At 68.7% G+C, this 13008-nt stretch carries 14 protein-coding genes; 13 read left to right on the top strand and 1 reads right to left on the bottom strand.

Annotated elements, in window-relative coordinates; genetic code table 11:
- Positions 1-3: 3 nt before the first annotated feature.
- The 13 genes from OG758_RS03215 (at position 4) to hypE (ending at position 11971) form a co-directional block, all read left to right on the top strand.
- On the top strand, positions 4-1782 hold the full coding sequence (locus OG758_RS03215) for a nickel-dependent hydrogenase large subunit (RefSeq protein ID WP_326708504.1): 1779 nt from the start codon (positions 4-6) through the stop codon (positions 1780-1782).
- On the top strand, positions 1779-2375 hold the full coding sequence (locus OG758_RS03210; RefSeq protein ID WP_326708503.1) for a hypothetical protein: 597 nt from the start codon (positions 1779-1781) through the stop codon (positions 2373-2375). The genes OG758_RS03215 and OG758_RS03210 overlap by 4 nt, the downstream gene beginning before the upstream one ends.
- Complete coding sequence (locus OG758_RS03205; RefSeq protein ID WP_326708502.1) at positions 2372-3025, top strand: DUF5947 family protein; 654 nt, start codon at positions 2372-2374, stop codon at positions 3023-3025. Before OG758_RS03210 ends, OG758_RS03205 begins: the two co-directional genes overlap by 4 nt.
- Positions 3022-3687 (top strand): DUF6084 family protein, encoded by a 666-nt coding sequence (locus tag OG758_RS03200; protein ID WP_326708501.1) that lies wholly within the window; start codon positions 3022-3024, stop codon positions 3685-3687. The genes OG758_RS03205 and OG758_RS03200 overlap by 4 nt, the downstream gene beginning before the upstream one ends.
- Complete coding sequence (locus OG758_RS03195; protein ID WP_326708500.1) at positions 3684-5120, top strand: hypothetical protein; 1437 nt, start codon at positions 3684-3686, stop codon at positions 5118-5120. Before OG758_RS03200 ends, OG758_RS03195 begins: the two co-directional genes overlap by 4 nt.
- Positions 5117-5659: a hydrogenase maturation protease gene (locus tag OG758_RS03190; RefSeq protein WP_326708499.1), complete on the top strand. Its 543-nt coding sequence runs from the start codon at positions 5117-5119 to the stop codon at positions 5657-5659. The genes OG758_RS03195 and OG758_RS03190 overlap by 4 nt, the downstream gene beginning before the upstream one ends.
- A 10-nt stretch (positions 5660-5669) precedes the next feature.
- Positions 5670-5774: a DUF6893 family small protein gene (locus tag OG758_RS48820; RefSeq protein WP_382062024.1), complete on the top strand. Its 105-nt coding sequence runs from the start codon at positions 5670-5672 to the stop codon at positions 5772-5774.
- Between the two features lie 134 nt (positions 5775-5908).
- Positions 5909-6307, top strand: coding sequence for a hydrogenase maturation nickel metallochaperone HypA/HybF (locus OG758_RS03185; protein WP_326708498.1), 399 nt, complete (start codon positions 5909-5911; stop codon positions 6305-6307).
- 3 nt (positions 6308-6310) lie between these two features.
- The gene (hypB, locus tag OG758_RS03180) at positions 6311-7060 is read left to right on the top strand and encodes a hydrogenase nickel incorporation protein HypB (RefSeq protein WP_326708497.1); all 750 of its coding nucleotides are present in this window, start codon (positions 6311-6313) and stop codon (positions 7058-7060) included.
- Positions 7057-9414: a carbamoyltransferase HypF gene (gene hypF / locus OG758_RS03175; RefSeq protein WP_326708496.1), complete on the top strand. Its 2358-nt coding sequence runs from the start codon at positions 7057-7059 to the stop codon at positions 9412-9414. Before hypB ends, hypF begins: the two co-directional genes overlap by 4 nt.
- Positions 9415-9463: 49 nt before the next feature.
- On the top strand, positions 9464-9784 hold the full coding sequence (locus OG758_RS03170) for a HypC/HybG/HupF family hydrogenase formation chaperone (RefSeq protein ID WP_326708495.1): 321 nt from the start codon (positions 9464-9466) through the stop codon (positions 9782-9784).
- A complete protein-coding gene (hypD, locus tag OG758_RS03165; RefSeq protein ID WP_266570160.1) occupies positions 9781-10905 on the top strand; it encodes a hydrogenase formation protein HypD in 1125 nt (374 codons plus the stop codon). Before OG758_RS03170 ends, hypD begins: the two co-directional genes overlap by 4 nt.
- Positions 10898-11971: a hydrogenase expression/formation protein HypE gene (gene hypE / locus OG758_RS03160; protein WP_326708494.1), complete on the top strand. Its 1074-nt coding sequence runs from the start codon at positions 10898-10900 to the stop codon at positions 11969-11971. The genes hypD and hypE overlap by 8 nt, the downstream gene beginning before the upstream one ends.
- Before the next feature lie 530 nt (positions 11972-12501).
- Here the strand turns inward: hypE and OG758_RS03155 are convergent.
- Positions 12502-12879, bottom strand: a complete 378-nt coding sequence (locus tag OG758_RS03155; RefSeq protein ID WP_326708493.1) for a VOC family protein — start codon at positions 12877-12879, stop codon at positions 12502-12504.
- Between the last annotated feature and the right edge of the window lie 129 nt (positions 12880-13008).

The raw sequence follows: 13008 nt of genomic DNA, 5'->3' as shown, positions 1-13008 counted from the left end.
AAGATGGCACCGAAGACGAAGACCGACAGTAACGGCCTGGTGGAGATGTCCTGGGATCCGATCACCCGGATCGTGGGCAGCCTCGGCATCCACACCAAGATCGACTTCAAGCAGAAGCGGGTGGCGGAGTGCTACAGCACGTCGTCGGTCTTCCGCGGCTACAGCGTCTTCATGCGGGGCAAGGACCCCCGTGACGCGCACTTCATCACCAGCCGCATCTGCGGCATCTGCGGCGACAACCACGCCACCTGCTCGGTGTACGCGCAGAACATGGCGTACGGGGTGAAGCCGCCGCACCTCGCCGAGTGGATCATCAACCTCGGAGAGTCCGCCGAGTACATGTTCGACCACAACATCTTCCAGGAGAACCTGGTAGGGGTCGACTACTGCGAGAAGATGGTCCGCGAGACCAATCCCGGCGTTCTGGAACTCGCGGAGCGCACCGAGGCGCCGCACGCGGCAGAGCACGGCTACCGCACGATCGCCGACATCATGCGCTCGCTCAACCCGATCGAGGGCGAGTTCTACCGCGAGGCACTCCAGGTCAGCCGCTACACGCGCGAGATGTTCTGCCTGATGGAGGGCCGTCATGTGCACCCCTCCACGCTCTACCCGGGCGGCGTGGGCACCATCGCGTCCGTCCAGCTCTTCACCGACTACATGAGCCGCCTCATGCGCTACGTGGAGTTCATGAAGCGCGTAGTGCCCCTGCACGACGACCTGTTCGACTTCTTCTACGAGGCCCTGCCCGGCTACGAGGAAGTAGGACGCCGCCGCGTTTTGCTCGGCTGCTGGGGCGCGCTCAACGACCCCGAGTACTGCGACTTCACGTACGCCAACATGACCGACTGGGGACGGAAGATGTTCGTCACCCCGGGCATCATCGTGGACGGCAAACTCGTCACCAACGACCTCACCGAGATCAACCTGGGCATCCGTATCCTGCTCGGCAGTTCGTACTACGAGGACTGGCAGGGCAAGGAGCAGTTCGTCACCCACGACCCGCTCGGCAACCCGGTCGACCCGCGCCACCCCTGGAACCAGCACACGATCCCGGCCCCCCAGAAGCGCGACTTCGAGGGCAACTACAGCTGGGTGATGTCGCCTCGCTGGTTCGACGGCAAGGACTACCTGGCACTCGACACCGGCGGTGGCCCCATCGCCCGCCTGTGGTCGACCGCGCTGTCGGGACTCGTCGACACCGACTACGTCAAGGCCACCGGCAACAGCGTCGTCATCACCCTGCCCCGCACGATGACCAAGCCCGAGACACGCTTCGAGTGGAAGATCCCGAAGTGGAGCAACGCGCTGGAGCGCAACCGGGCCCGCACCTACTTCCAGGCCTACGCCGCCGCCATCGCGCTGCACTGCGCCGAGAAGGGTCTGGCGGAGGTCCGCGCCGGGCGTACCCAGACCTGGGAGAAGTTCGAGGTGCCGGACGAGGGCCTGGGCGTCGGCTTCACCGAGGCGGTACGCGGAGTCCTGTCCCATCACATGGTGATCCGCGACGGAAAGATCGCCAACTACCATCCCTATCCGCCGACTCCGTGGAACGCCAGCGTGCGGGACACCTACGGGACCCCGGGCCCGTACGAGGACGCCGTGCAGAACACACCGATCTTCGAGGAGAACACCCCGGAGAACTTCAAGGGCATCGACATCATGCGGGCGGTGCGCAGCTTCGACCCCTGTCTGCCCTGCGGTGTCCACATGTACGTCGGTGGCGGCAAGACCGTGCAGAAGATGCACGTGCCGACCGGACTGAGCGGCCTGGCCGGATGAGCGCGTCCACCACCGCGGCCCGGCCGCCCGGCGGAACGGCGGCGAACGCGGAGGAGGCCGGCCGGCGGGTCGAAGAGATCATCGACCACCTGACCGCCGAGGGTGACTCCGAAGCCGCCGGTGCGGCCGAGGAACTGGTGCGCGTACTGATGGACTTCTACGGCACAGGTCTGGCCCGCATGGTCTCGCTGCTCGAAGCCCCCAAGGCCAAGGGCGACCCGTTCGCCGCGCTGCTCGACGACGCCGTGGTCACCAGCCTGCTGGTTCTGCACGACCTGCACCCGGAGGAGACCTCCGCACGCATCGCCCGCGCCTTGAGAAGCGTGCGCAGCTATGCTGTCGAGCTGCTGAGCTTCGACGACGCGACCGGCACGCTGCACCTGCGCTCCGCGGAGAGCTCGGGCTGCGGCTGCGCGAGCACCGCGGAAGCCGGCCGGCAGGAGGTGGAGGCTGCCCTCTCCTGTTTCGCGCCGGAAGTGACGACGGTCGAGATCGAGGGGGCGGCATCCTCGCAGGAACCCCCTCTGCTGCAGATCTCGCGGCCGCCGTCCGGGGCACTCGGCAGCGCACCCGCCTCGCCGAAGACGCCATGAGCACGCCACACAAGCGGACATGTCCGCCTGCATCGGGGCTGCGGCGGTTCGCCGCGCCGCGCATGTCCCGGCCCGAGGTGTGCGAACTGTGCGGAGCGCCGATCGACGACGGCAACCACCGGCACATGGTCGACACCGCGAACCGCTCCCTCGCCTGCGCCTGCACGCCGTGCGCCATGCTCTTCGAGCAGGGCGGCGCGGGTGGCGGGAGGTTCCGCACCGTCCCGGACCGCTATCTGGCAGACCCGGACCACCAGCTCGACCAGGGAGTCTGGGAGCTTCTGCAGATCCCGGTCAGCGTCGCGTTCTTCTTCCGCAATGCCTCGCTGGACAGACTGGTCGCGCTCTACCCCAGTCCGGCCGGCGCCACCGAGAGCGAACTCGACCCGTCCACCTGGCAGACCGCGCTCGGGAACAGCCGCCTGGCCGAACTGCTCGAACCCGACGTGGAGGCTCTGCTCCTGCGCCGGGTCGAGGAGCGGACCGAGTGCTATCTCGTGCCGGTCGACATCTGCTACGAACTCGTCGGACGGATGCGCAGGTTGTGGCAGGGCTTCGACGGCGGGGCGGAGGCCCGCGCCGATCTGACCGCGTTCTTCGACCACATCGCGCAGCGGGCCGGGACACCGGAGGAGGCGCGCCGCCGATGACGGAGTTCTCGTTCTCCTGCGTCGGCGTCCGCGCCGACCAGTACGCCGCCGGTCCCACCCTGGTCTTCCGGCTGCGCGTCAACGCTTCCGAGCGGACACGCGTGCACGCGCTCGCCCTGCGCTGCCAGCTGCGCATCGAACCGGCCAGGCGCGGCTACGACGCCGAAGAGGCCGACGGACTGCATGACCTCTTCGGCGGGCGAGACCGCTGGGGCAGCACCCTCCAGCCGTTGCAGTTCGCACAGATCTCCCTCATGGTCCCCAGTTTCACCGGGCAGACGGAGGTTGACCTGGCTGTGCCCTGTACGTACGACATGGACGTGGCCTGCGCCCGCTACTTCCACGCCCTGTCGAGTGGCGACGTGCCGCTCCTCATGCTCTTTTCCGGGACCGCGTTCACCGGGGACGGTGGCTTCCACGTCGAACCCGTGCCCTGGGACCGTGAGGCCCCGTACCTCATGCCGGTCAAGGTGTGGCAGGAGATGATCGACCAGCACTTCCCGGGTGCCGGCTGGGTGAGGCTGCCCCGCGACACCATGGACGACCTGCTGGAGTTCCGTTCGCGGCGGGCGCTGTCCTCCTGGGAGGCGACGGTGCGCACCCTCCTGGAATCCGCTGCCACGGACGCTCTGTCCCCCACCAGTGAGAGGTCGGCGCCGTGACGACAGTCGTGTTCAGCCAGGAGACCGAGTCACGGTTCGCCGTCGCCCGCGCGGTGGCCGACGCGGTGCTGTTCGAGGGTTACGTGCTGTATCCGTATCGGGCGTCGGCGGCCAAGAACCGGCTGCGCTGGCAGTTCGGCGTGCTGGTCCCGCCGGCCTGGGGTGCGGACTGCGACGAGCACGGCTTCCAGCACACCGAGTGTCTGATGGAGCCCAGGACGGGCGCCACCTTGTCGGTCGAGGTGCGCTTCCTGCATCCTCAGCGCCGCACGGTGCAACAGGCCCGCCAGGACGGCTCGTTCGAGGACGCGTCCGAACTGTCGCTCCCGGACCGCGTGCTGGTTCCCTGGGACGAGGGCGTGGAGGAACGCATCGAGGTGACGGCCACCGTGGCCGAACTCGACGGCGACGGAATCACCGTCCCCTTCAGCCGCCCCGCGCGCGAGGAGACCGAACTGGTCCACGACGCCGAGGGCCGGCTGGTGGGAAGACTGGTCCGCCGGTGTGAAGAGGTCAGCGGAGTCGTACGTCTTTCCACGCGCGAAGTCGACGGCCCCTACCGCGTCTCCCGGCTGACCGCCGTGGTGGAGAACACCAGCACATGGTCCCCGGCTGACGGCACTACCGACCGCGACGCCGCGCTCCCGCACTCGCTCGTCGCCACGCACCTGTTGCTGTGTCTCGGCGCGGGCTCGTTTCTCTCCATGACCGACCCTCCGGAATGGGCCAAGGGCGCAGTCGCCTCGTGCCGCAACCTGCACACCTGGCCGGTCCTCGCCGGCGAGCCGGGACGTGCGGACCTGGTGCTGTCCTCGCCGATCATCCTGGAGGACCACCCGGCCGTCGCCCCCGAAAGTCCCGGAGCGCTGTACGACGCCACCGAGATCGACGAGATCCTGGCCCTGCGCACCGCGGCCCTCACCGATCAGGAGAAGCGCGAGGCCCGCGGCACGGACCCGAAGGCCGCCGCCGTGATCGACCTGGCCGAGTCCATGCCCCCCGAGGTGCTGGAACGCCTGCACGGCGCGGTACGGTCCCTCCGGGAAGTGACAGGCTCAGCCCCGACCGCGACCGGCGAAGCGGACCTTCTCGTCGAACCGGGTCAGCCCCACGTCGTCATGCCCGAAACCCCCTGGTGGGATCCGGAGGGTGACGCAGGCCTGGACCCCGCCCGCGACGAGGTCCTGGTCGACGGCCGGCCGGTGAGTGCCGGAAGCCGAGTGACCCTGCGCGCGGGACGGCGCCGCACCGACGCCCAGGACCTGTTCCTGCACGGACGCACCGCGCTCGTCGAGGCCGTGTTGCACGACGTCGACGGGGGCGTGCATCTGGCGGTGACCGTCGACGGCGACCCCGGCGCCGACATCCGTCGAGAGCAGGGCCGGTTCCTGTACTTCCAGCCCGACGAGGTCGCACCCCTGGAGGACGCGTGACCGAGGACTGCGAGACCGGCGCCCGAACGCTCGTAGCCGGCGTGGGCAACATCTTTCTCGGCGACGACGGATTCGGCGTCGAAACGGTGCGCGTACTCGCCACACACCGACTTCCCGCGCACGTCGAGGTCGTGGACATCGGCGTACGAGGTGTTCACCTCGCGTACCAACTGCTCGACGGATACGACACGCTCGTGCTCGTCGACGCCACCGCCCGCGGCGGTGCCCCGGGAACGGTCTACCGCATCGACGTCGACTCGCCCGGTGACGTCTCGCCGCAGGGGCCCGTGCTCGACGGCCACCACATGTCACCGGACGCGGTCCTGGCCCTGCTGCAGACCCTCTGCTCAGGGACGGGCGGGACACCTCCCGGCCGCACCGTGGTGGTGGGCTGCGAGCCCGCCTCACTCGAGGAAGGCATCGGCCTGAGTGCCCCGGTGGCCGCCGCAGTTCCCGAAGCTGTACGTGTGATCCAGGAGATCGTGCGGGAGAGCCAGACGCCCGTGGTCGGGACCGCCGCCCGTGAGGCCGGTAAGTGAGGAGAGGTTCATGAAGAAGTCCGTCATCGCAGCCGTCACCGTCGTCGCGCTCGCCGTGCTCGCACGGCAGATCATGCCCGACGTCCAGCGCTACCTGCGCATGAGAGGCATGTAACGGGCTCCTTGCGCCGAACGGTGCACCAGGGCAGCGGAGTCGGCGAGCCCCGAGGACGCACGGCAGCGAGCCCTCTCTAATGGAGCCGAGCGCAATGGCCGCCCAACGATCGGCCTCTGCCAGGACGGAGACCGATGCACGAGATGTCCATCGCCATGGCTGTCGTCGGCCAGGTGCAAGAGGCGGCGGAACTGAACGGCGCGGTCACCTCGGTCACTTCGGTGCGACTCCAGGTGGGGGAGCTCGCCGGCGTCGTCCCGGACGCGCTGTCCTTCTGCTTCGAACTCGCCTGCGCCGAAACCCTCCTCGAGGGGGCCGAGCTTGTCACCGAGTCCGTGCCCGGCCGGGCACGCTGCTCACCTTGTGCCGACGAATGGGCGGTGGGCATGCCGCCGAGCCTTTGCTGCCCGCGCTGTGGTGAGCCGACGTCCGAACTGCTGTCGGGCCGAGAGCTCCAGATCGTCAGCGTGCGGTGGGAGGAAGGGCCGGCCGCCCGAGAACGAACCTGTGAACCGATCTCCGAGGAGCGCTGAGCCATGTGCCGAACCGTTGACTTGCATCAGGCGGTGCTCGCCAAGAACGATGCGACTGCGCATGCTCTGCGGGCCGAACTCGCGGGCCGCGGCACCACGATGGTCAATCTGCTGTCCAGCCCGGGGAGCGGCAAGACAGCCCTGCTGGAACGCGAACTCCTGCGCGCGCGTGAGCGCGGAGTGCCCACCGCCGCGCTGACCGCCGACCTCGCCACGGAGAACGACGCCAGACGTCTGGCCCGGTCCGGAGTGCCGGTCAAACAGGTCCTCACCGACGGGCTGTGCCATCTCGAAGCCTCGATGCTCGGGCGCCACCTGGAAGGCTGGCTGCCGGCGGCCACCCGCCTGCTGTTCGTGGAGAACGTCGGGAACCTGGTCTGCCCGGCCTCCTACGACCTCGGGGAGGACCTGCGCGTCGTCCTCGCGTCAGTCACCGAAGGCGAGGACAAGCCGCTGAAGTACCCCACCGCCTTCGGCCTCGCGCACCTGGTCGTGGTCACCAAGGCCGACATCGCCGAAGCCGTCGAGTTCGACGAGGAAGCCTTCCGCGCACACGTCGAGCAGGTCAACCCCGGGGTTGAGGTGGTCCTGACCTCGGCCCGACGGGGCGGCGGCGTGGGCGAACTGCTCGATCGCGCCCTCGCCGTTGCGGACGGCGGGGCCGTCCACGAACCGGTCATGGCCGGACAGCCGCACGAGCACCATCACCACCACGACCTGGACGATGTCGTCATGACGCGGCCTCTCCCGTGAGCACACTTCAGCCCGGCCCGGCCGTCGCCCAGGAGGTTCAGCGCCGTCGCGTCACCGTACGAGGTGTCGTACAGGGCGTCGGGTTCCGTCCGTTCCTGTACACCCTGGCCACGTCCCTGGAGCTGGCTGGGCATGTGACGAACACCGAAGACGGTGTCGTCGCCGAGGTCGAGGGAGATCACTCCGCCGTCGCACGGTTCTGCGACCGGATCGCTCAACAGGCCCCGCCACTGGCCCTGGTGGAGTCCGTGGAGCACGAGCAGGTCCCCCTCACAGGCGGCAGCGGATTCGCCATCGTCGCCTCGCGGTCGCAGGGATCGTCGCGCACACTCGTCTCCCCGGACACGGCCACGTGCGCTGCCTGCCTCGCCGAAATGGCCGACCCCGGTGATCGTCGGCACCGGCACCCGTTCATCACGTGCACACACTGCGGGCCACGCTTCACCATTGTCACCGGACTCCCCTACGACCGAGCGCACACCACCATGGCCGGCTTCCCGATGTGCGCCGACTGCGCACGCGAGTACACGGACCCAGGAGACCGACGATTCCACGCCCAGCCAGTCTCCTGCCGTGCCTGCGGCCCGCGCCTGAGCCTCGTGTACGCGTCGCCCCGAGCTGACACCGACGTCGACCCGATCCATGAGGCACGCGCGCTCCTGACCGCAGGCGCCATCCTCGCCGTCAAGGGCATCGGCGGCTACCACCTCGCCTGCGACGCCGGGAACTCCCAGGCCGTGTCCGCACTGCGCAGCCGCAAGGGACGGGGCGACAAGCCGTTCGCGGTGATGGTGAAAAGCCTCGCCGACATCGAGCACCTGGTGCACATCAGTCCCCCCGAGCGGGCTCTCCTCACCGGTGGCGTCCGGCCGATCGTCCTGCTGAGGCGCCGAATTGACGTCCCGCCAGGGGAGTACGAACTCTCGGACGCCGTGGCGCCGGGCAGTCCCGACCTGGGACTCATGCTTCCGTACACCCCGGTGCACCACCTGCTGCTCGGCCTGCCCGGTGACCCGGACGGGCCGCGCGCACTCGTGATGACCAGCGGCAACGTGGCCGGGGAGCCGATCGTCACCGATGACGCCGAGGCACTCGAGCGGCTTGCGTCTCTGGCCGACGCCTGGCTCACCCACGACCGCCCCATCCACGTGCCCTGCGACGACTCCGTGCTGCGCGTGTGCGACGGGGAACGGATGACAGTGCGCCGCGCTCGCGGCTACGCCCCGCTGCCCGTCTCCCTGCCGGTATCCGTCGGGCCCTCGCTCGCCGTGGGGGGAGACCTCAAGAACACGTTCTGCCTCGGCGAAGGCCGGAAGGCCTGGCTGTCCGCGCACATCGGAGACATGGACGACCTTCAGACCCAGCACGCCTTCGCGCGCGCTGAACGGCAGTTGGAGTCGATCACCGGTGTGCAGCCCGGGCTTCTGGCGGCGGACCGGCACCCCGGCTACCGATCCGGACAGTGGGCCCAACGGCACGCGAACAACCGCGCGGTCGTCCGCGTGCAGCACCATCACGCCCATGTCGCCGCGGTCATGGCCGAGCATGGCCTCGACGGCAGCCGGCCGGTCATCGGCGTCGCATTCGACGGCACGGGATACGGCGACGACGGGGCGGTGTGGGGCGGCGAGATCCTGCTCGCGGACTACGACACGTACCGGCGTCTGGGGCATCTCGCGTACGTCCCCCTGCCCGGCGGCGACGCCGCAGTGAGCCGCCCGTACCGCATGGCGCTCGCGCAGCTCCGGGAAGCGGGCATCGCGTGGACGGACGACCTGCCCAGTGTGATCGCCTGCCCGCATGATGAACGACGGGTACTGGAAAGGCAGTTGGAGCGGAGCCTGAACTGTGTGCCGACATCGAGCATGGGCCGGCTCTTCGACGCCGTCTCTTCCCTGGCAGGCGTGTGCCACCAAGTGGGATACGAGGCGCAGGCAGCCATCGAGCTGGAGGCGGCCGCGCTGAGGGGGGCCGTGGACGGGGACGGCGCCGGATACCGGTTCGCGCTGAGTCCGGACACCTCGGAGCCGATGACTGCCGACCCTGGACCTGTGGTGAGAGCCGTGGTCGACGACGTTCGCGCAGGCGCGGAGCCGGCGGTCATCGCTGCCCGCTTCCATGCCGGAGTCGCAGATCTCGTGCGGCGGATGTGTGCGGTGGCGCGCGAACGACATGGCACGGACACCGTCGTCCTGACCGGCGGCGTGTTCGCCAACGTCCTCCTCTCCTCGGCCTGCGCCCGAGGGCTCGGACAGGACGGATTCAGAGTGCTGCGTGCCGGCGAAGTCCCGCCGAACGACGGAGGGCTGGCCCTCGGTCAGTTGATGATCGCGGGGCGTGCAACCGCCGGATGACACCGCAGTCGCAAGCCGGATCGGACCACCACAGTGAGGAGAGCCCCCCATGTGCCTGGCGGTACCCGGGAGAGTGACGGAAATCGAGGATCGCGACGGCACCCGCATGGCCACCGTCGACTTCGGCGGAGTGGTCAAGGAGGTCTGCCTGGAGTACCTGCCGGACCTTCAGGTGGGCGAATACGCCATCGTCCACGTGGGATTCGCGCTCCAGAAACTGGACGAGGAATCGGCCAGGCAGACGCTGGAGCTCTTCGCGAATCTCGGCCTGCTCCAGGAGGAGTTCGGCGACCCGTGGGAGCTTGCGGCCGAAGCAGGCGGACCTCAGTGGGCCGACGACAAGGACGTTCCACAGGAGGCACAACAGTGAAGTACCTCGACGAGTTCCAGGACCCGGACCTGGCACGGCGTCTGCTCGACGACATCCACTCAGTGGTGACCAGGCCGTGGGCCCTCATGGAGGTTTGCGGCGGACAGACGCACACGATCATCCGACATGGAATCGATCAACTCCTCCCGGACCAGGTGGAGTTGATCCATGGGCCCGGGTGTCCCGTGTGCGTCACCCCGCTCGAGGTCATCGACAAGGCCCTCGAGATCGCCTCCCGGCCGGGAGTGATCTTCTGCTCCTTCGGCGACATGCTCCGGGTGCCCGGCACCGGCCGTGACCTCTTCCAGGTGCGAGGCGAGGGCGGCGACGTGCGCGTCGTCTACTCGCCGCTGGACGCTCTGCACATCGCCCAGCAGAACCCCGACCGGGAAGTGGTGTTCTTCGGCATCGGCTTCGAAACGACCGCCCCGCCCAACGCCATGACGGTCTATCAGGCACGCAAGCTGGGCATCAAGAACTTCAGTCTCCTGGTGTCCCACGTGCGTGTCCCGCCGGCGATCAAGGCGATCATGGAGTCTCCGAACTGCCGGGTCCAGGGATTCCTCGCCGCCGGACACGTGTGCAGCGTGATGGGTGTCGGCGAGTACCCCGAACTTGCGGACCGCTATCGCGTTCCGATCGTCGTCACCGGCTTCGAACCGCTGGACATTCTGGAAGGCGTGCGCCGGACCGTGCTGCAACTGGAGCGGGGTGAACACACGGTCGACAACGCCTATCCGCGCGCAGTCCGGCCCGAGGGAAACCCCGCGGCCCAGGCCATGCTGGCGGACGTCTTCGAGGGGACCGACCGGGCCTGGCGAGGCATCGGTGTCATCCCGGACAGCGGCTGGCGGCTCTCCTCCCGCTACCGGGACTTCGACGCCGAGCACCGATTCTCAGTCGGTGACATCGACACCCGTGAACCCGCGGAGTGCCGCAGCGGCGAGGTTCTGCAGGGGTTGTTGAAGCCGAACGAATGCGCCGCGTTCGGCACCACCTGCACACCACGCAATCCACTCGGAGCGACGATGGTCTCGAGTGAAGGCGCGTGTGCCGCCTACTACCTGTACCGACGCCTCGACATCACCACCGCGCCGCTGGAGGCGAGCCCCGTTGCCTGAGACCACCCAACTGACAGCCGTGGACCCGACCGCATGGACCTGCCCGGTCGCGTTGCGTGATCATCCGAGGGTGGTGATGGGACACGGTGGGGGAGGCGCCCTGTCCGCCGAGCTGGTGCAGCACATCTTCGCGCCCGCCTTCGGCGGCGAGACCCTGTCGCAGCTCGGCGACTCCGCCGCCGTCTCGCTCGGCGGTGTCCGAATGGCGTTCTCCACCGATTCCTATGTAGTGCGGCCCCTGTTCTTCCCGGGCGGCAGCATCGGCGACCTCGCGGTCAACGGCACCGTCAACGACCTCGCCATGAGCGGCGCACGGGCCGCCTACCTCTCCTGCGGTTTCATCCTGGAAGAGGGCGTCGAGATGTCCGTGGTGGCTCGGGTCGCCGAGACACTCGGTGCGGCCGCACGGCGCGCCGGAGTCGAGGTGGTGACCGGTGACACGAAGGTCGTCGAAAGCGGTCACGGAGACGGGGTGTTCATCAACACGGCCGGGATCGGGCTCATCCCGCCAGGCGTCGACATCCGCCCCCAGCGTGTGGTCCCGGGCGACGTCGTCATCGTCAGCGGTGACATCGGCGTTCACGGCGTCGCGATCATGAGCGTGCGTGAGGGACTGGAATTCGGTGTCGAGATCGAGAGCGACTGCGCGGCGCTGGGCGGCCTGGTGGACGCCATGCTCGCGGTGACACAGGACCTCCACGTGCTGCGCGATCCCACCCGCGGCGGTCTGGGCGCCGCGCTCAACGAGATCGCGGTGGCCTCCGGCACCGGCGTCGCCATCCAGGAAGGTGATGTGCCTGTCCCGCCGGCTGTCGCCAACGCGTGCGCGATCCTGGGCCTCGACCCTCTTTACGTGGCCAACGAGGGCAAGCTCGTGGCGTTCGTCCCACGCGAACACGCGGACGCCGTACTCAGCGCGATGCGGACACACCCGCTCGGCGCGAACGCGCGAGTGATCGGCGAGGCCGTCGCGGAGCATCCGGGCATGGTGGTCGCCCGCACGGGCCTGGGCGGCACACGCGTCGTCGACCTGCCGATCGGCGAACAGCTTCCGCGGATCTGCTGACGGTCGCAGAATCCCAGCAGGAAGCCGTGCCGCGTAGCGGCACAGCAACCCGCGGGACGACCAGAATCCTCACGCTTCAGCCCGACGAGCAAGTCAAGCCTGAAACTGCCCGCCGGACGCTGCACGGCGCACCTGCTCACCGGCGCCCCCAAGACCTTCAACAGACCGCTGATCGTCCGCGTCGACGGGAACGAGAAGGCCCGCAGCGAACAGCTCGACGGCCGGGAGTTCACCTGGCTCCGCATCCCGCTGGACGGCGGGCCCTCCGGAGGGGAAGTGGGCCTGGAGCTGTCCGCGCGGGACGGCGAGACCTGGCATCTCAGCGCCTGCGTAGTCGTGGCCGACGACCTCGGCCCTGTCTCGAAGTGAGGTCAGAAAGCTGTCGTTGACGACGGCGATATGCAGGATGGTCTCCGGATATGCAGTGTTCTTCTCGGTAGGTGAACCCCTGCCGATGAACCCCTACCGGAGACCTCCCTTACGTCACGATCACGACCACCCAGGTGCTGGCCCGTTGCCGGCGTGGGCCGTCAGAGTGCGGCGAGGCGCGCCTTGAGCAGGCAGAACTCGTTGCCCTCGGGGTCGGCGAGGACGTGCCAGGGCTCGTCTCCCGTCTGGCCGATGTCGGCCGGGCGCGCTCCGAGCTTCAGGAGGCGTTCGAGTTCGGCGTCCATGTCGCGGTCGGTGGCGTTGACGTCGATGTGCAGCCGGGATTTCCCGGGCTCCGGCTCGTCTCGGCGGCTGAGGATGATCGTCGGCTGCGGGCCGCCGAACCCTTCGCGCGGCCCGATCTCGATGCAGCCCTCCTCACGATCGAGCACCACGAAGTCCAGGACCTCGCACCAGAACCGCGCCAGCACCTCAGGATCGTGGCAACCGAGCACGAGCTCACTGATACGGCATGCCATTGACGAAACCTACTCTCAGCGTGGGAACTGCCGGGGTGGTCGTGCGCAGATCTCGGGCGCACCACCCAGCATTGAGGACACTCACGCGACCGTACCGGGCGAGGCGATCAAGGGCGAGTGATTTCGGGC

This window comes from Streptomyces sp. NBC_01474, assembly GCF_035918215.1.
GTDB lineage: Bacteria > Actinomycetota > Actinomycetes > Streptomycetales > Streptomycetaceae > Streptomyces > Streptomyces aureus.
The sequence above is the reverse complement of the archived record's forward strand: the minus strand, read 5'-3'. Positions and strand labels throughout refer to the sequence as shown.

What these genes read in the sequence shown, in the direction of transcription:
- OG758_RS03215 (WP_326708504.1), top strand. Translation starts at nt 4, where the DNA reads ATGGCACCGAAGACGAAGACCGACAGTAACGGCCTGGTGGAGATGTCC.
- OG758_RS03210 (WP_326708503.1), top strand. Translation starts at nt 1,779, where the DNA reads ATGAGCGCGTCCACCACCGCGGCCCGGCCGCCCGGCGGAACGGCGGCG.
- OG758_RS03205 (WP_326708502.1), top strand. Translation starts at nt 2,372, where the DNA reads ATGAGCACGCCACACAAGCGGACATGTCCGCCTGCATCGGGGCTGCGG.
- OG758_RS03200 (WP_326708501.1), top strand. Translation starts at nt 3,022, where the DNA reads ATGACGGAGTTCTCGTTCTCCTGCGTCGGCGTCCGCGCCGACCAGTAC.
- OG758_RS48820 (WP_382062024.1), top strand. Translation starts at nt 5,670, where the DNA reads ATGAAGAAGTCCGTCATCGCAGCCGTCACCGTCGTCGCGCTCGCCGTG.
- OG758_RS03185 (WP_326708498.1), top strand. Translation starts at nt 5,909, where the DNA reads ATGCACGAGATGTCCATCGCCATGGCTGTCGTCGGCCAGGTGCAAGAG.
- hypB (WP_326708497.1), top strand. Translation starts at nt 6,311, where the DNA reads ATGTGCCGAACCGTTGACTTGCATCAGGCGGTGCTCGCCAAGAACGAT.
- OG758_RS03170 (WP_326708495.1), top strand. Translation starts at nt 9,464, where the DNA reads ATGTGCCTGGCGGTACCCGGGAGAGTGACGGAAATCGAGGATCGCGAC.
- OG758_RS03155 (WP_326708493.1), bottom strand. Translation starts at nt 12,879, where the DNA reads ATGGCATGCCGTATCAGTGAGCTCGTGCTCGGTTGCCACGATCCTGAG.